This window comes from Kurthia sp. Dielmo (genome assembly GCF_000307285.2).
In the GTDB taxonomy this organism is placed as follows: domain Bacteria; phylum Bacillota; class Bacilli; order Bacillales_A; family Planococcaceae; genus Kurthia; species Kurthia populi.
Window position 1 is genome coordinate 29,485 of sequence record NZ_HE578957.1, and the last position, 15,809, is coordinate 45,293.

Annotated in this window: 17 protein-coding genes; 14 read left to right on the forward strand and 3 right to left on the reverse strand. The window is 38.2% G+C overall.

Annotation, left to right across the window (positions count from 1 at the left end):
* Positions 1-41 precede the first annotated feature (41 nt).
* Together KTHG_RS05060 and KTHG_RS05065 are read right to left on the reverse strand one after the other, a co-directional pair.
* Positions 42-944 (reverse strand): ADP-ribosylglycohydrolase family protein, encoded by a 903-nt coding sequence (locus KTHG_RS05060; protein WP_139991898.1) that lies wholly within the window; start codon positions 942-944, stop codon positions 42-44.
* Between the two features lie 65 nt (positions 945-1,009).
* Positions 1,010-2,311, reverse strand: coding sequence for an aminotransferase class I/II-fold pyridoxal phosphate-dependent enzyme (locus KTHG_RS05065; protein ID WP_139991900.1), 1,302 nt, complete (start codon positions 2,309-2,311; stop codon positions 1,010-1,012).
* A 327-nt stretch (positions 2,312-2,638) separates the two neighbouring features.
* On the opposite strand from KTHG_RS05065, the gene KTHG_RS05070 reads away from it, so the two are divergent.
* From KTHG_RS05070 to KTHG_RS05125, 12 genes are all read left to right on the forward strand, one after another.
* Positions 2,639-3,238, forward strand: a complete 600-nt coding sequence (locus tag KTHG_RS05070; protein WP_139991902.1) for a hypothetical protein — start codon at positions 2,639-2,641, stop codon at positions 3,236-3,238.
* Positions 3,239-3,328: 90 nt separating this feature from the next.
* Positions 3,329-3,646 (forward strand): hypothetical protein, encoded by a 318-nt coding sequence (locus tag KTHG_RS05075; protein WP_139991904.1) that lies wholly within the window; start codon positions 3,329-3,331, stop codon positions 3,644-3,646.
* A 153-nt stretch (positions 3,647-3,799) separates the two neighbouring features.
* Positions 3,800-4,120, forward strand: coding sequence for an ArsR/SmtB family transcription factor (locus tag KTHG_RS05080; RefSeq protein ID WP_126989496.1), 321 nt, complete (start codon positions 3,800-3,802; stop codon positions 4,118-4,120).
* A gap of 10 nt (positions 4,121-4,130) precedes the next feature.
* Positions 4,131-5,102: a cation diffusion facilitator family transporter gene (locus KTHG_RS05085; protein ID WP_139991906.1), complete on the forward strand. Its 972-nt coding sequence runs from the start codon at positions 4,131-4,133 to the stop codon at positions 5,100-5,102.
* 157 nt (positions 5,103-5,259) lie between these two features.
* On the forward strand, positions 5,260-6,738 hold the full coding sequence (locus KTHG_RS05090) for a multicopper oxidase family protein (RefSeq protein ID WP_139991908.1): 1,479 nt from the start codon (positions 5,260-5,262) through the stop codon (positions 6,736-6,738).
* Positions 6,739-6,870: 132 nt separating this feature from the next.
* On the forward strand, positions 6,871-8,175 hold the full coding sequence (locus tag KTHG_RS05095) for a Na+/H+ antiporter NhaC family protein (protein ID WP_139991910.1): 1,305 nt from the start codon (positions 6,871-6,873) through the stop codon (positions 8,173-8,175).
* Between the two features lie 77 nt (positions 8,176-8,252).
* Positions 8,253-9,374 (forward strand): M20 family metallopeptidase, encoded by a 1,122-nt coding sequence (locus tag KTHG_RS05100; protein ID WP_139991912.1) that lies wholly within the window; start codon positions 8,253-8,255, stop codon positions 9,372-9,374.
* 144 nt (positions 9,375-9,518) lie between these two features.
* Positions 9,519-9,980 (forward strand): hypothetical protein, encoded by a 462-nt coding sequence (locus KTHG_RS05105; RefSeq protein WP_139991914.1) that lies wholly within the window; start codon positions 9,519-9,521, stop codon positions 9,978-9,980.
* A 187-nt stretch (positions 9,981-10,167) separates the two neighbouring features.
* The gene (locus KTHG_RS05110) at positions 10,168-11,208 is read left to right on the forward strand and encodes a YeeE/YedE family protein (RefSeq protein ID WP_126989502.1); all 1,041 of its coding nucleotides are present in this window, start codon (positions 10,168-10,170) and stop codon (positions 11,206-11,208) included.
* Between the two features lie 18 nt (positions 11,209-11,226).
* Positions 11,227-11,451 carry a sulfurtransferase TusA family protein gene (locus tag KTHG_RS05115; RefSeq protein ID WP_126989503.1) on the forward strand — a complete coding sequence of 75 codons (225 nt, stop codon included), beginning with the start codon at positions 11,227-11,229 and terminating at the stop codon, positions 11,449-11,451.
* A 140-nt stretch (positions 11,452-11,591) separates the two neighbouring features.
* Positions 11,592-13,061 carry a GGDEF domain-containing protein gene (locus KTHG_RS05120; RefSeq protein WP_139991916.1) on the forward strand — a complete coding sequence of 490 codons (1,470 nt, stop codon included), beginning with the start codon at positions 11,592-11,594 and terminating at the stop codon, positions 13,059-13,061.
* 64 nt (positions 13,062-13,125) lie between these two features.
* Complete coding sequence (locus tag KTHG_RS05125) at positions 13,126-13,419, forward strand: hypothetical protein (RefSeq protein ID WP_139991918.1); 294 nt, start codon at positions 13,126-13,128, stop codon at positions 13,417-13,419.
* A gap of 52 nt (positions 13,420-13,471) precedes the next feature.
* Here KTHG_RS05125 and KTHG_RS05130 read toward each other — a convergent pair whose 3' ends face one another.
* Complete coding sequence (locus KTHG_RS05130) at positions 13,472-13,723, reverse strand: hypothetical protein (protein ID WP_139991920.1); 252 nt, start codon at positions 13,721-13,723, stop codon at positions 13,472-13,474.
* Between the two features lie 148 nt (positions 13,724-13,871).
* Here KTHG_RS05130 and KTHG_RS05135 point away from each other — a divergent pair, with 148 nt between their 5' ends.
* Positions 13,872-14,708 (forward strand): hypothetical protein, encoded by an 837-nt coding sequence (locus tag KTHG_RS05135; protein WP_139991922.1) that lies wholly within the window; start codon positions 13,872-13,874, stop codon positions 14,706-14,708.
* Between the two features lie 233 nt (positions 14,709-14,941).
* Positions 14,942-15,727: an amino acid ABC transporter substrate-binding protein gene (locus KTHG_RS05140; RefSeq protein WP_126989508.1), complete on the forward strand. Its 786-nt coding sequence runs from the start codon at positions 14,942-14,944 to the stop codon at positions 15,725-15,727.
* The last annotated feature ends 82 nt before the right edge of the window (positions 15,728-15,809 follow it).

Sequence of the window (15,809 nt, forward strand, 5' to 3'; positions counted from 1 at the left end):
ATATGAACGGTTGTTTTTATACGCATGTCCCAGCCTCTTTTTTACGATATTACTTGCTGCTCAAATTCGTGAATTAATTGCTCAATATCATCAATTCGCGCAAGCTCACGAATCCAGTGTGCGGGAATATGATGTAGACCGTAAAGCATACCAGCGAGAGAACCCGTTAGTGCGCCAACGGTATCTGTATCACTACCTAACTCAATTGCTGTGAAAATCGCCTGCTCATAGCTAGAAGACTGTGCCATGCTCCAGCAAACCGCTTCGAGTGTATCGATGACATAGCCGGAGCTTTTTATTGTTTCTCTAGGAGCAGTTAGAATTGTTGTGTCCATTAATCTTGCAAAATGCGGTCGCTCACCTTGGAATGTCATAAAATGTGGCTGTGTGTAGCGTTGTGCCAACTGAAAGCTATCAGCAAATGAATGACCATCTTTTAATGCTAAAACGATATGACCGAAGAATGTGCAACTTAAAATGCTCCGAATATGCAAATGAGTCAGTGCATAGCGGCGACTTAATTGGAATACGTCATCATGCGAGTTTGCTGCCAACATAACGGGTAAAATACGCATAAGGGCTCCATTGCCGTTTTGATGCTCATCACAAGGCAATTCCGTATCAAAGCCATATTGTAGCCACCGATCAATTGCATGTTTTGTTGTATTGCCGACATCAAAGCTTGCTTTTCGGTTATATGTCCAGTAGCCATTATAAAGCCAATCACAAAATTTCTGCTTTAAGTCATCGATGTCACTATGCTCAATTTGATGGCGCATTGTACAAAATAGCATCGATGAATCATCTGAAAAACTACCTGCTGGTACGTCCCACGAGCCAAAGCCTTCATAATCTGTCACCGTAAAGGTATCGCGCGCACGAAATTCAAATGGTACACCCATAGCATCGGCAATTGCATGTCCAAGTATTGCTTGTCGAATCATCAAAAATCCCTCCTTTCTTTAAGCATACAAAAAAGCGCTGGCAAATGCCAACGCTTAAAAAAATGCTAGTTTGCTGCTTCGATTTCTTTCACAGCTGCATATAATAAATCGAATAATTCTTCGATGCCATCTTCTTCAATACAAGAGAAGGCAACGCGTAAATCCGTGTCACCAAGTGCAATCGCACCAACACCAAATTGTTCTAATGCTACTTTACGTAGTGCATCTGAAGAGACAGTTTTAAGTTTTAAGCACATGAAGTAACCTGAGTTGAATGGGTAGTAGCTCCATGCATCATCATATTTACCACTATCAAGGACGGCTTTTGTTTTTAAAGCACGGCCTTTCATAATATCGAATTTTTGTTGTTTTTGTGCGTCGAATTCATTGCTTTCAAGCGCTTTTAAGACGAATGTTTGAGAAGGGTGTGGACCTGAAGAAATCGTTGCACGAATAATACCACGCGCTTTTTCTTCTAGTGCATGAATTACATCCTGTGATTGTGCAGCAAATGTAATGAACCCTACACGGAAGCCCCAAACGTATTCTTCTTTTGTAGCACCGTCGACTTTGACAGCTAATACATTTTCATGTACATCAGCTAATTTACCGAATAATGATTCTGTAATGGAATCCTCAAAAAATAATGAGAAGTACGCATCATCCGTTACCGCCACAACTTTTACGCCTGTTTCTGCCGCTTCTTTAATCGCTTGTACGATTGATTCACCTTCAGCAGCAGTAGGTGTGTAACCAGTTGGGTTGTTCGGGAAGTTTAATAGAACGATTGCTTTACCAGTCGCATCTTTTTGTGCAATGATTGTTTCTTTTAATGCCTCGGCATTGAAAAGACCTTGTTCATTATAAAGTGGGTATGTAACGACGTTTGCGCCGCGGCGAATGCCGAATACCATATCGTAGTTTTCCCAGTTTTTATCGGGAATGATGAGGGCATCATTTGTATCAGCAAATAAATCTGCGACAATTGATAAACCATGTGTTAACGCATTTGTTACGATTGGTGTACCGAAAGTTTTGCCTTCTAATGAAGGATTTTCTTTCAGCATTTTTTTACGCCATGCTTGGCGAAGCTCTGCTTTTCCTTCTGGAGGAGCATATGGGTATAAATCTTTTGGCTCGTATGCAGAAAGTGTATCTTGAATGACTTTAAGGTGCATCGGTTTGCCATTTTCAAGTGCAGTACCAATTGTTGCATTGTACTTTTTAGCTGATTTTGCTTCAGCAGATTGCGATAAAATACCTTCTGTTGGGTAGTACATTTCTTTACCAAGGTTTGAAAGCATGTCCAAAACAGTTGGTGCTTGTTGTTGTAATGTGTCGTTTAATTGAGCTGCTAATTTATGCATAAACGTCGCCTCTTTTTCATAATAGTATGCAGGTTTGTAATGGGACGCATGAAAATAGAATTATAGAAATTATCGAATAATTTTATAAGCAGGTCTACTTTCATTCGTGTTTTGCGTGAGCCTCGCCATTACTCTCCTCCATAATAAGGTCTAAATGCCGTAAAATCAATGATTTATCGTGAATATAGAAAATTTTTCTATTCCCGTTAGCCATTCATTAATGATATAATTTTGAAAATTTTGAATTACGGAATTTGTATTTTTCATAGAAGTGGCATGAAAATCATGCTAGAGAAAAACAATCATCCAGTATAAGGAGGGATTTATATGCAATTTGAAGAAGCGTTTCATCTAAGTGTGGAAAAGATTTTACAAGGAAATCGTGAGCAGGCGCACTCTTTTGAACAATGTGCACAAGCATTGTATGATTCCAAAAAGCATGCCGACTTTTTTTCAGTAGATGGTTATAAAAAATACATCGTGCATAAAACGGCGAACTATACACTTGAATTTTATAAATGGCAGGGCATCGCTCGGGGGATTGTGGCAGCATTTGATACGGTGGAATTAACCGTAGATGACCCGATTTTTTCAAGGTATTATATTAATAATCAACAACTAGACATCGTTGCATTACGACGTAATCATATCGACTATTATTATGAAGATATTTCACAGGCGTACTACAAGGCATTAACAGCCGCTATTTTTAAAAATTATAATAAGACCTTTGCTTATGGCACGAGCCTTGCTGGTTATTGTGCGCTGTATTTAGGTTCCGTTATTCCGAATGTGAAAATTCTTGCATTTTCGCCTCGAAATTTAGGAAAGCAAACGTATAAACAATTTCCGATTGTTAGCGCACCCGTTACCTTATTACTCGATGTAAAAAATGCGACAGATGGGCGCTTTTATGAAAAAATTTAAAGAATACACTACTTCAGTGCACCTTTTTAGCGCTGCCATATGCAGGGCACCGTGTCCCGCTTTATTTAAAGGAAGTAGGACAGCTTCGTCATGTGTTTGAACAATTTTTTTGCAGAGCAACCCGTTACTTTAGCATTTCCTCGTAGTCGGCGCTACGAATCTGCTGAATATATGACGAATTTGGCGAGGCGTCTGCGTAGGCATCAGCATTATAAATGGGCGCTACAAGCAAGTGAGCACGCGCTACGCTTAGCTCCTAGCCTTGACCGAGCGCTTTATGAGCAGGCATTAATTTTACATGAAATGGGCAATATAACAGCTGCCATTACGTGCTTAGTGGAAGCCATCGAAAAAGGAACCACATTACTAGAAATCCCCAAAACCTTGGCGTTATTTCGTGCCGAATAGATGCAGTGAAACAGCGCGTACCATCGTATTGGTAAACGGCGCTGTTTTTAGTTTTCAATTAGTAAATCAATGCATGAAATACATTGACAGGAACGTTAAGTGGAAATATACTATATATGAACATATAATCATATAAGCATAAGAGGTGATGGTATGGATGTACAACCAACGATAGATTTCACGCAGGAATTAGATGAAGAAACGCTATTTATCGTGTCGCAAACATTTAAAGCGATTAGTGACCCGACGCGTATTCGTATTTTATATTTGTTATTTGATCGAGAATATGCAGTGAATGAAATTAGTGACGAGTTAGCATTAAAACAATCGACTGTGTCACATCAATTACGATTTTTAAAAAATATGCGTCTTGTAAAATCTCGTCGAGAGGGAACAAGCATTTATTATTCACAAGCTGACAAGCATGTGATGCAAATATTAAAACAAATGATTGAGCACGCCGCTCACTGCTAGGAGGAGTTTTATGGGACACTCACATGATCATGGTCACGGTGGCCATGGACACGACCATACACATGGCGCAAACAAAAAAACATTATTAATTGCCTTTATTATTATTACGGCCTACATGGTCGTAGAAGTAATCGGTGGCTTTATGACCAATAGCTTGGCATTATTATCTGATGCAGGGCATATGCTAAGCGATTCGATTGCACTTGGTGTCGGGGTTGCCGCTTTTGCGATGGCCGAAAAAGTAGCGAATACGACGAAAACATTTGGCTACAAACGATTTGAAATTTTAGCAGCTGTTTTTAACGGTGTTACGCTAATTGCAATCGCCATTTTTATTTTTTTTGAGGCAATTCAGCGCTTTATGCAACCAGCAGAAATTGCGACTACTGGAATGCTGATTGTGGCTATTATTGGCTTGCTTGTGAATATTTTAGTAGCGTTCATTTTACTACGCGGTGGCGATACACATGATAATTTGAATATGCGTGCAGCATTGGCGCATGTCATCAGCGATATGCTAGGCTCATTTGGTGCTATCATTGCGGCACTGCTTATTATGGCATTTGGCTGGAGTTGGGCAGATCCGTTAGCAAGTATTATTGTTGCGGTACTTGTTTTACGAAGCGGTCTTGCCGTAACAAAAGATTCGGTTCATGTTTTAATGGAAGGAACACCAACAAATGTAGTGTTTGATGACATCGTTAAAGCGATTGAGGAGACACCTGCTATAAAACGTCTGCATGATTTGCATATTTGGACGATTACAAGCGGTACGAATGCACTGAGCTGTCATATCGTTGTAGATGATAATTTAACGATTCGTGAAACACAAAAAGTATTAGACGATTTAGAGCATAAATTACAGCATAAAAATATTACGCATATAACGGTGCAGTTTGAATCAAGTGAATCAACGCATCATAATGAATTGATTTGTGACTTAAATGAAGAGCATCATCACGATCATGACCACGTACATTAAGTAGGTTGAGGTAAGAATAAAAACAAATTCAGTCAAAAAGAGAAGGCATTGCGCATGAGCGCGATTCCTTCTTTTTTTGTGAAATTGTCGATAGTTGTTCATATACAATTCATATTTCTTCGGTATACTATAGTCACAATGAAAGGGTGGAGAAGACGTGAAAAAAACACTCATCGCATCATTACTTGTCGGCACAGCATTATTAGCAGCATGCGGCAATGAAGATGGAGCAACAGATCATACAACAGAAGCCTCAAAACATCAACATTCGATGGCGAATATGCATCAAAATGGCTCGATGGACCATGAGCAGCTCGTATTAAAGGACAATAAAGGAACAAATACATTAACATTCCCAGCAGTAATAAAGCCGGATAGTGAAAAAGGGAAGAAGGTCGAATATTCGTTAACAGCACAAGCCGGTACAACGGAACTATTTAACGGCTATGAAACAAAAACATACGGCTATAACGGTAATTTACTTGGTCCGACATTACGCTTAAAAGAAGGCCAGCATGTGACGATTCATTTAAAAAATGATTTACCTGAAGCAACAACATTCCACTGGCATGGGTTAGAAGTTTCAGGTAAGGCAGATGGTGGACCGCATGCTTTAATTGAACCAGGTGAGGAAAAAACAATTCAATTTACGGTGACACAACAGGCAGCGACACTTTGGTATCATCCGCATCCAATGGGCAATACAGCACAGCAAGTGTATAAGGGGCTAGCAGGGCTCTTGTATATTGAGGATGCCAATGCAGAAGCACTTGATTTGCCAAAAGATTACGGTGAAAATGATTTCCCAATCATCTTACAAGACCGTGCATTCGTTAAAGGAAAACAGCTTGATTATAGTAAAGTGGCCAATATTGACGGCACTTATGGGGATACAATGATGATCAATGGCGTTATTAATCCCGTATTAAAAACAGAGAAAAAATTAGTTCGCTTACGTGTGTTAAATGGCTCCAATGCGCGCAATTACAACGTCCATTTTGATAATGATATGGCCTTTACGCAAATTGCGACAGATGGTGGCTTTTTAAATAAACCACAAAAAATGAAGGAATTATTATTAGGTGCGGGTGAACGTGCAGAGATTTTAGTTGATTTATCGAAAGTGAAAGGAAAGCGTGTATCACTAGTAAATGACCAAAATGTTGTGTTATTACCGATTGATGTAAACGATACTAAATCGGCAGTGAACGCATCGACAAAACTCAATACGATTAAAGTAGACAAAGCGCTTTTAGAGCAACAACCAACAAAAGTTGTCAAAATGGAAGGCATGCGTGAGAACGTGACGATTAATGGCAAAAAATTTGATGAAAAGCGTGTTGATTTCACACAGAAAAAAGGCGAAACAGAAGTCTGGGAAATTGACAATGCTATTACCGATGAAGGCGGTATGATTCATCCTTTCCATATTCATGGTACGCAGTTTTTAGTACTAAGTGTGAATGGTGAAAAACCAGAACCAAGCTTACAAGGCTATAAAGATACGATTACTTTACAGCCCGGTCAAAAAGCGCGTATTGCGGTTAAATTCCCATACGAAGGCATGTATATGTTCCACTGTCATATTTTAGAGCATGAGGATAATGGTATGATGGGCCAAATTGAAGTGAAGTAGTACAAAAAAGACGCGTTTTTATGCGTCTTTTTGCATTTATATATAAAAAAATTGAAAAAACAAAAAATTTACACTGTTCTTGAATTGGCGTATGATATAAACTGTCTTATTTTTAATTAATGGAGGAATGACATGCAGCGAGCAAATAAATGGGCGCTATTGCCCTTCGTTGCGTTTATCGTGTTATTTATTGGCACAGGGATTATTAGTGGTGACTTTACGGCAATGCCGTTAAATGTTGCGGTATTAATTGCCTGTATAATTGCCTTTTTGATGAATCGACAAGAAAAACTAGCAACGAAAGTAGAAATTTTTACGAAAGGTGCCGGCAATTCAAATGTGATGTTGATGGTCGTCATCTTCGTGTTAGCAGGAGCCTTTTCAAGTGTTACGAAAGGGATGGGAGCCGTTGATTCAACGGTAAATTTAGGTTTAGACTTTGTACCACCAAGTTTATTATTAGTAGGACTGTTTGTTATTGGATGCTTTATTTCTTTATCAATGGGTACCTCAATGGGTACAGTCGTTGCACTTGCGCCAATAGGTGTTGGGATTGCAGAAAGCACAGATATTCCGATGGCACTCGCTATGGCGACGGTTGTTGGTGGTGCAATGTTCGGGGATAATTTATCGATTATTTCAGATACAACGATTGCTGCCGTACGTACGCAAGGTACGAATATGCGTGATAAATTTAAAGTGAACTTCTTTATCGTGTTACCAGCTGCGATTTTAACCTGTATTATTTTATATTGGTTAACAGCAGGCAGTAGTGCAGATGCTATAGAAGTAGCAAAATATTCATTTGTAGAAGTGTTACCGTATTTAATTGTTTTAATTGTGGCGTTAGCAGGCTTAAATGTTATGCTCGTTTTAGTCATTGGCATTGTATTGTCTGGTGTCATCGGCTTTATGAATGGTTCGTATACATTTTTAACATTTATCAAGGCTGTAAGCGACGGTGTGATCGGTATGGAAGACATCGCGATTATTGCGATTTTAATTAGTGGGCTCGTAGCATTGATTGAACATCATGGTGGTCTTGCTTATTTATTAGAAATCGTAACAAAGCGTGTAAAAACAAAAAAAGGCGCTGAGTTTGGCATCGCCTCATTAGTTTCAGTTGTTGATATTGCGACAGTAAATAATACCATTGCGATTTTAATGGCTGGTCCATTAGCAAAAACGATTGCTGATAAATATGAAGTGGATCCACGTAAATCAGCGAGTTTACTCGATATTTTCGCCAGCTTCTGGCAAGGATTATTACCGTATTCACCGCAATTACTAGCTGCTGCTGGTATTGCCGGTATTTCGACAGTCGGTATGTGGCAAGTATATTCAATTTATCCACTCTTGATGGGTGTGATGGCGATTATTGCGATTTTAATGGGCTATCCCGCATTAAAGAACAAAAAGAAAACATCTCCTAAATAAAAAAGAAGGGATTGGGCTACTGATAGCTTGATTCCTTCTTTTTTTCGGGTATAAAGGGCAATAAAGGAGTGGTAAAGATGACTGGAATTTATGATTATATGACAATGCATATGAAAGAGATTCAACAAGACATTTTAACGCTCGTTCAAAAAGAATCCCCATCGATAGATCGTGATGCTGCCAATCAATGCAAAGAGGCAATCCAACAATTGCTAATGCGTGAATTCAAACAACGTGCAGAAGAATTTCCACAACAAGAGCATGGTAGCCATCTACGTTTTGAGTACGGAGATGGCGCAGAACAATTATTACTAGTTGGACATTATGATACGGTATGGAAAAAAGGGGTATTTCCAATAAAACAAGACGGCGATAAATTGTATGGACCCGGTATTTTAGATATGAAATCGAGTATTGTGATGGCGGTTTGGGCATTGAAAGCTTGTAGAGAATTAGAGATAGGTATCCCTTATAAAATCGTCTGTATTTTTAATAGTGATGAAGAAGTTGGTAGTAAAACATCGCGTGAATTAATTAAGGAAGAGGCGAAAAAAAGTAAAGTAGCACTCGTGCTAGAGCCACCAGAGGCAAGTGGTGCGCTAAAGACAAGTCGAAAAGGCATTTTATCGTATGATATTGAGATCACTGGAAAGGCGGCGCATGCAGGGAATGCATTTACACTAGGCGTTAGTGCTATTATCGAAGCGGCGAAGCAAATTGAACATTTAAGTCATTTGACGGATTTAGAACTTGGCACAACCGTTAATATTGGGACTATTCAAGGTGGTAGTGCCAAAAATGTCGTTCCTGAGCGTGTTCACTTAGGTGTTGATGTGCGCGTGCTCACGAAGCATCAACAAAGTCATATCGAGCGCCTTTTTAAACAGTTAAAACCAACGCGTAAAGACATTACATTAACCGTTACAGGCGGTGTCGATCGTCCACCAATGCCACGTTTGGATAGCACCGAGCATATTTTTGATGAAACATATGCTATTGCTGGAGAACTTGATTATATTGTAAAACAAATTGCGGCAGGTGGAGGCAGTGATGCGAATTTTACGAGTGAGTTTACGCCAACATTGGACGGTTTAGGGGTTATTGGTGAAGGTATGCATGCGAGTAATGAACATATTGTGTTATCAGAAATTCCAAAGCGCTTTGCGTTATTGGCCAAATTAATAACGGAATTAAAATAATGCTGTTACTTTTTGTAGAAATTGTGTGGATTGTCGCACAATTGAAGAAACGTGTCATTTTCCACTGTAATGCGACTGTTAGAGTTGAAATAGAAAAGCTATAATAGAGAAGAACTGAACGATAGATAAGGAGAGATTTAGATAATGAAAGGTTTAAAATGGGCATTTGCAACATTTGCAACAACAGGGCTATTACTAGCTGGTTGCGGTGAAGATGTCACACAACCACCCAAAAGTGAGTTGATGACAACGAATAATAAAGATAAAGGTGTTTTAGGCGATTATTGCTGGGAAGTAGAAGGAAAAGAAAACTGCGAAAAAGGCGAGGACATCGTTGAAACATTAGAAAAAGCAGAAGCTATTCCAGCAACAATGGGGACAGCGTTAACACTCGCAATTGATAGTAAAGATCGTCCGACTTCAGGTGAACTAGAATGGGTTACAGAAGAAGGAAAAAAAGGGAAAGAAAAATTAAAAGGTTCTTTATTATTCGCACCGCAAGATAAAGGTATTTATTATTACACGTATACAGCGAAATGGGACGGCTCTGGTAAAAAAGGATATAAAGGTGAAGCGGAATATTATTATAAATTACGCGTTCAATAATTTGCAAAAAAGGAAAAACTTGAAAAAGTTTTTCCTTTTTTCTTTTTGCTTCAACTACTCGATTTTACATAAAATCGCTTAATTATAAGTAAACTTGTAGGAAATGTATAAAATCACGTTGCAATATTCAAATGATTTACTATAATAAATCATATAAATTTACTGGGTTTTGAAGGAGTTTAGACGAATGACATTTATGATTTTAACAGGTCTATTTGTAGGTGCCCTATTAGGCTTCGTGTTGCAACGTGGTCGCTGGTGCCTAACGGGTGGTTTCCGTGATATGTATATCGCAAAAGATAATCGTATGTTTTATGCGTTATTACTGGCAATTACTGTACAAAGCGTTATGGTTTACGCGTTAATTGCTGCTGGAAAAGTTCAATTTACAGCAGGCACATTTTCATTAGTTGCGATTATAAGTGGTGCTTTTGTATTTGGTATCGGTATTATTTTAGCGGGTGGCTGTGCGACCGGTACTTGGTATCGTGCGGGTGAAGGCCTTATTGGTAGTTGGGCTGCACTTGGGTTTTATATGCTGACAGCAGCGATGATGAAAACAGGTGTACTTGCAGGGATTACAACATCTGTATCTTCTGCAGGTGTCGTTAATAATTCGATGGCTGAGACACTTCATGTGAACACATGGATACTGATTGCTGTGCTTGTGCTTGTTGTGTCAGTAGTGCTAATAAATTATGCACGTCGCCCAAAAGTGAAAATTCCACAATTAAAGCCAAAAAAATCAGGACTTGCGCATATTTTATTTGAAAAGCGCTGGAGTCCCTTTGTAACAGCTGTACTGGTCGGTTTGATTGCTGCAATTGCATGGCCTGTATCAGAAGCCACAGGTCGTATGTTTGGCCTTGGCGTTACAGTACCGACGGCTAATATTTTACAATATGCAGTAACAGGAGATAATCAATTTTTAAACTGGGGTATGTTTTTAGTATTAGGTTTATTTATCGGTTCATTCATTGCGGCGAAAGCAAGTGGTGAATTCCGCTGGCGTGTACCAAATGCTAAAACGATGGTGACAAGTTCAGCAGGTGGCGTTTTAATGGGTATTGGTGCAAGTCTTGCAGGTGGATGTTCAATCGGTAACGGTTTAGTAATGACAGCAATGATGACTTGGCAAGGCTGGATTGCGCTAGTATTTATGATTTTAGGCGTTTGGGTAGCGTCATACTTTGTGTTTGTACGCCCAACAAAACAACGCGCCGCTTAATTTAAGGAGGAAATAATAATGAAAAAAGTATTAGAAACAGCAGGGAAAGTTTGTCCATTCCCGTTAATCGAAGCAAAAGATGCGATGAAGGACTTACAATCAGGGGACGATTTAGTTATCAATTTCGACTGTACACAAGCGACAGAATCAATTCCACGCTGGGCTGCAGAAGAAGGTCATACCGTATCAAACTATGAAGCATTAAGCGATGCTGCATGGACAATTACTGTGACAAAAAAATAATTTTTAAAAAAGGAAGTGCGATGAATCGTGCTTCCTTTTTTTGTCTAACGATATTTTATTTTCAAAAAAATAACATTATAACAATTAATGATATAAAATAGAGTGTAAAGTAATTGATTTTTGGAAGTTGGTGTCGTAGAATGAAAAACTTATATATGAATGTGTTTGCAAGTTTAATTATTTTTGCGGCCATTTTAATTGCAGTATTTAGTTGGTTAAATTATATGATGTTACGAGAAATGCAAGGAAATCAACAGCAAGAGCTTTGGAATTTAGTTGAGAACAATGTCATGACAGATATGCAAACGGTTGATAAAGCCTATTTATATTTTGATGAATCATATACAGAGAAGATGGAGAAAGAATTAAAATCACTGCGCAATTACTATAAAAAGAATCCCGAAGTTGAAACGTGGGACATTGCAGCGATTAAAGAACGTACAGAAATGGAGTTTTACATAATTGATACAACCAATACAATTATTAAAACAACCTATCAACCGGCACAAGGTTTAGATTTTAATGAGTGTTGTGAAAAATTTGCCAAGTTATTAAATGAGCGACGTGCACAAGAGACATTTGTATCGGATGGCTTGGATAATTCAGCAGCGACGAAAGATTTATGGAAATATGGTTATATTGCTACGGCAGATCATCAATATATATTAGAATTAGGCGTGCCATTAAGTGATACACAACTATTTAAATCCTTTAACTTTTTTGATTCATCTGCATCGTTAAAAGAAAAATATAATGATTTAAAAGATATTCGTATTATTAGTAGTGAAGGATTTTTTTTGGAGTCATCCGATGATAAAGAATCTATTCATGATATGCCAAAAACATGGCAATCAACATACAACAAAGCTGTAGAAAGTGGTAAAGCACAACGCTATGAGAGTGAACTTAAAAATGGTAAAAAAATGATTTATCGTTTTAAACCATATACAGCAGAAAATCGACGTGGAAATTCAACAGATCGAGTGATATACACTGCTTATACGAATGATACGGAAATGGCCATGTTAAAAGAAAGTCGTAGACAGCTAGAAGTAATGCTTGCTGTAGCTTTTGTCACATCAATTATGGCGTTATTAATTATCTTTAAAATTTTCACACGCCCACTACGATTAGCAACATATGATGTTTTAACAAATGTTTATAATCGTGCATTTTATTTACAACAAATGCATAAAATGATGCAACACAAACAAAAATATCCAATTGGTTTATTATTAATGGATTTAGATAACTTTAAACAAGTAAATGATCAGTTTGGACATCCAGTAGGAGATGAAGTATTAAAGCAATTTGCACAGATTTTGCATCAAAATATAGAAAAAGGACACTATGTAGTTCGTTTTGGTGGAGATGAATTCGGTATTATTTTAGAGAGGGCTACAGAGCAAAAAATGATACAACTTTCGCAAAAAATTATGAATAGCGTCCATGATAAAACAGGTGAATGCTGGAACTTATTGACGACGTCGATTGGTGGAGCAATTCAACAATGTGAGGATGAAACGGAAAATAGTTTATTTGCAAGGGCAGATGATGCGCTGTATAAAACAAAGAAAAAAGGAAAAGATGGCTATACTTACGCAGCGTAGCATTTACAAATGCCAGTATACTATGGCATCATAAAACAGATAATGAAATAAAGGAAGAGATAGAGTGACAAACAAATTTACAGTAAATAATATGTTAACAGAACGTGAAACCGGTCGCGTGACAAAAATTTATGCGATGACACCTGACCGTCAGCCATTTGATTTATTAGACGTAAGCATTTTAAAACATTATGGTGTAATTACAATGGAAGGCTTACACGAAAAAATGGCCGTTTATGCGATTGAAGGCGACTTAAAGCAACAAGGTCATAGTGTAACGCTAACGCTTGCTACACGTGAGGACGCAGAAAAATTCATCACGCATATTGCCCCACTTTACAATGACGTTTTACAATAAACATCTATAAAAAGAGCCCCTTCCTTATTACGAGGAGGGGACTCTTTTTAAATTAGTAGAAAACTGCTTCTAAAAAATCGAGTTCAATACAGTCTTCAGGCGCTAGTGGTAAGTTTTCTAGCTCTCCATAGCTTACTGACAAATGTTGAGCTGAAGCGTCATGCTCACGTGCTAATTGTGCAGCCGCTTCTTCATTAGTGAAGGCATAGGCAGCTTCTTGGCTCATTGTGAACATGCTGCCATGAGAATAAAAAAGGCCGTCTTTTTCGACGACATAATAATGAATACAATCGCTCGCTTTCATACGCTTAAGTCCTTTCCGTTCTAAATTAAGACACAAAGAGTAATTTAACATAGTTTAGCTAAAAAAGAAAGAGACATTTCCACTGTGAATCCTAAATGACGCGCTATTTATCACGATAAAAATAGAAACAGCATATGAGGTGACGGCAATGGAATTTTTTAAAAAGCGACGAGAACATCAAAGTATTCAGCGCACGTATGATAAACGAGGTTTTAATAAAGCAGGGTTGCATTTAAACGGCACAAGCTACGATTATGATGGCTATGATCATGCGGGCTATAATGCAGCTGGCTTTAAGCAAGACGGCTATAACAATGCAGGTTTCGATGTAGCTGGCTTTAAACGAGATGGTTTTGATCGTCAAGGTTACAATCGCCAAGGCTATGATGCGCGTGGCTTTAATCAAAAAGGCTTTGATCGACGCGGCTTTACAAGAGAAGGGAAACGCTATAATGCACGTGGTTTTGACGTGCAGGGCTATAATGTGCGTGGCTTTAATCAAAAAGGTCGGCATCGTAATGGGACGATGTTTAATGATGACGGTTATAATGCGGTTGGGTATGATGCGCTTGGTTTTAATAGACAAGGCTATAATGCATCGGGCTATGACCATAATGGTTATAATCAGGAAGGCTTCGATAAATACGGAAAAAAGCGCTTTGAACAACAAGTAGCCGAGCTAAATCAACGGCAGCAGCCATTGACAAAATTAGAACAACAATTAATTTCAGTAGCACAACAACCGCTACAAAAGCGAACTTTTTCACCGAGACGGGATTATACGAATCACAAGGCATACGATCCAAAAGGCAAAGCAGCAGGCCCATATGATGTGTTTGGGTTTAATGAGTACGGCATGCACAAAAATGGGACTCCGTTAGATGAGCAAGGGTATTCAAGAGAAGGTTTAGATAAATACAGCTTTGATCAACAAGGTTTTAATAAAGATGGCATCAATGAAAAAGGCGAAAAAAGAGATGTTTAATCAAATAAGGCAACGTGTAACGAAGTACGCGTTGCTTTTTCTTCTATTATAATCCAAAAAATTCGCCATTTGGAAATTATAATGGATATATTAAAAACAGAAAATTCCGATTTTTTGAAAACCGTTGACACTTTTTCAGGCTCGTGATAATATTTCAGTACATTAGTGATTTAGCAGACGAAAGTAAATGGTAAAGAGCTAGAGAATAGGATATGAAATAGGAGGCATTTTGCATGAAACGTATTTTTTCATTGCTGTTCATGTTAGTAGGGATTGTTTCGGTTCTTGCAGCATGTGGCTCATCTGATGAAAAATCAGGAGCAGAAGGCAAAGACAAATTAGTAATTGGGATTGACGACAAATTCGCACCAATGGGTTTCCGCGATGATAAAAACAACATTGTCGGTTTTGATATTGACTTAGCGACAGAAGCAGCAAAACATATGGATATGGCTGTTGAGTTTCAACCAATTGACTGGTCAACAAAAGAATCAGAGCTTGCAAGTGGACGCATTGATTTAATTTGGAACGGCTATACAATTACAGACGAGCGTAAAGAAAAAGTATTATTCTCAAAACCATACTTAGAAAACGCACAAGTACTTGTTACATTAAAAGATTCTAGTTTAGCGAAATTAACAGATTTAACAAATAAAAAAATCGGTGTACAAGCACAATCTTCTGCACTTGACGCATTCAATGATAATGCGATTAGCAAAAAAGTAAAAAACGTTTCAGAGTTTAAAGATAATGTATTAGCATTAAATGATTTAAAAGCGAAACGTGTAGATGCGGTTGTTATTGACCAAGTAGTAATTGATTACTATATGACGCAACAACCAGATACATTCAAAATCATGAATGAATCCTTAGCACCTGAGCAATATGGTGTTGGGATTAAAAAAGGGAATGAAGCCCTTCAAACAAAATTACAAGAAGCTTTAGATAAAATGAACGAAGATGGTACAGCTGAAGAGATCTCAGACAAATGGTTTGGTGAAAACAAAGTTCTAAAATAGCGTATCTTTCTGAAGGGGATGTCCAACAACGGGCATCTCCTTCCCTCGTTTCAAAACCCTATTCTCGCTCACTATAAAGGAG

Excerpts from the sequence above, each read along its gene's own strand:
- KTHG_RS05060 (WP_139991898.1), bottom strand. The coding sequence starts at position 944 with ATGATTCGACAAGCAATACTTGGACATGCAATTGCCGATGCTATGGGT.
- KTHG_RS05065 (WP_139991900.1), bottom strand. The coding sequence starts at position 2,311 with ATGCATAAATTAGCAGCTCAATTAAACGACACATTACAACAACAAGCA.
- KTHG_RS05070 (WP_139991902.1), top strand. The coding sequence starts at position 2,639 with ATGCAATTTGAAGAAGCGTTTCATCTAAGTGTGGAAAAGATTTTACAA.
- KTHG_RS05075 (WP_139991904.1), top strand. The coding sequence starts at position 3,329 with ATGTGTTTGAACAATTTTTTTGCAGAGCAACCCGTTACTTTAGCATTT.
- KTHG_RS05080 (WP_126989496.1), top strand. The coding sequence starts at position 3,800 with ATGGATGTACAACCAACGATAGATTTCACGCAGGAATTAGATGAAGAA.
- KTHG_RS05085 (WP_139991906.1), top strand. The coding sequence starts at position 4,131 with ATGGGACACTCACATGATCATGGTCACGGTGGCCATGGACACGACCAT.
- KTHG_RS05095 (WP_139991910.1), top strand. The coding sequence starts at position 6,871 with ATGCAGCGAGCAAATAAATGGGCGCTATTGCCCTTCGTTGCGTTTATC.
- KTHG_RS05100 (WP_139991912.1), top strand. The coding sequence starts at position 8,253 with ATGACTGGAATTTATGATTATATGACAATGCATATGAAAGAGATTCAA.
- KTHG_RS05105 (WP_139991914.1), top strand. The coding sequence starts at position 9,519 with ATGAAAGGTTTAAAATGGGCATTTGCAACATTTGCAACAACAGGGCTA.
- KTHG_RS05110 (WP_126989502.1), top strand. The coding sequence starts at position 10,168 with ATGACATTTATGATTTTAACAGGTCTATTTGTAGGTGCCCTATTAGGC.
- KTHG_RS05115 (WP_126989503.1), top strand. The coding sequence starts at position 11,227 with ATGAAAAAAGTATTAGAAACAGCAGGGAAAGTTTGTCCATTCCCGTTA.
- KTHG_RS05120 (WP_139991916.1), top strand. The coding sequence starts at position 11,592 with ATGAAAAACTTATATATGAATGTGTTTGCAAGTTTAATTATTTTTGCG.
- KTHG_RS05130 (WP_139991920.1), bottom strand. The coding sequence starts at position 13,723 with ATGAAAGCGAGCGATTGTATTCATTATTATGTCGTCGAAAAAGACGGC.
- KTHG_RS05135 (WP_139991922.1), top strand. The coding sequence starts at position 13,872 with ATGGAATTTTTTAAAAAGCGACGAGAACATCAAAGTATTCAGCGCACG.
- KTHG_RS05140 (WP_126989508.1), top strand. The coding sequence starts at position 14,942 with ATGAAACGTATTTTTTCATTGCTGTTCATGTTAGTAGGGATTGTTTCG.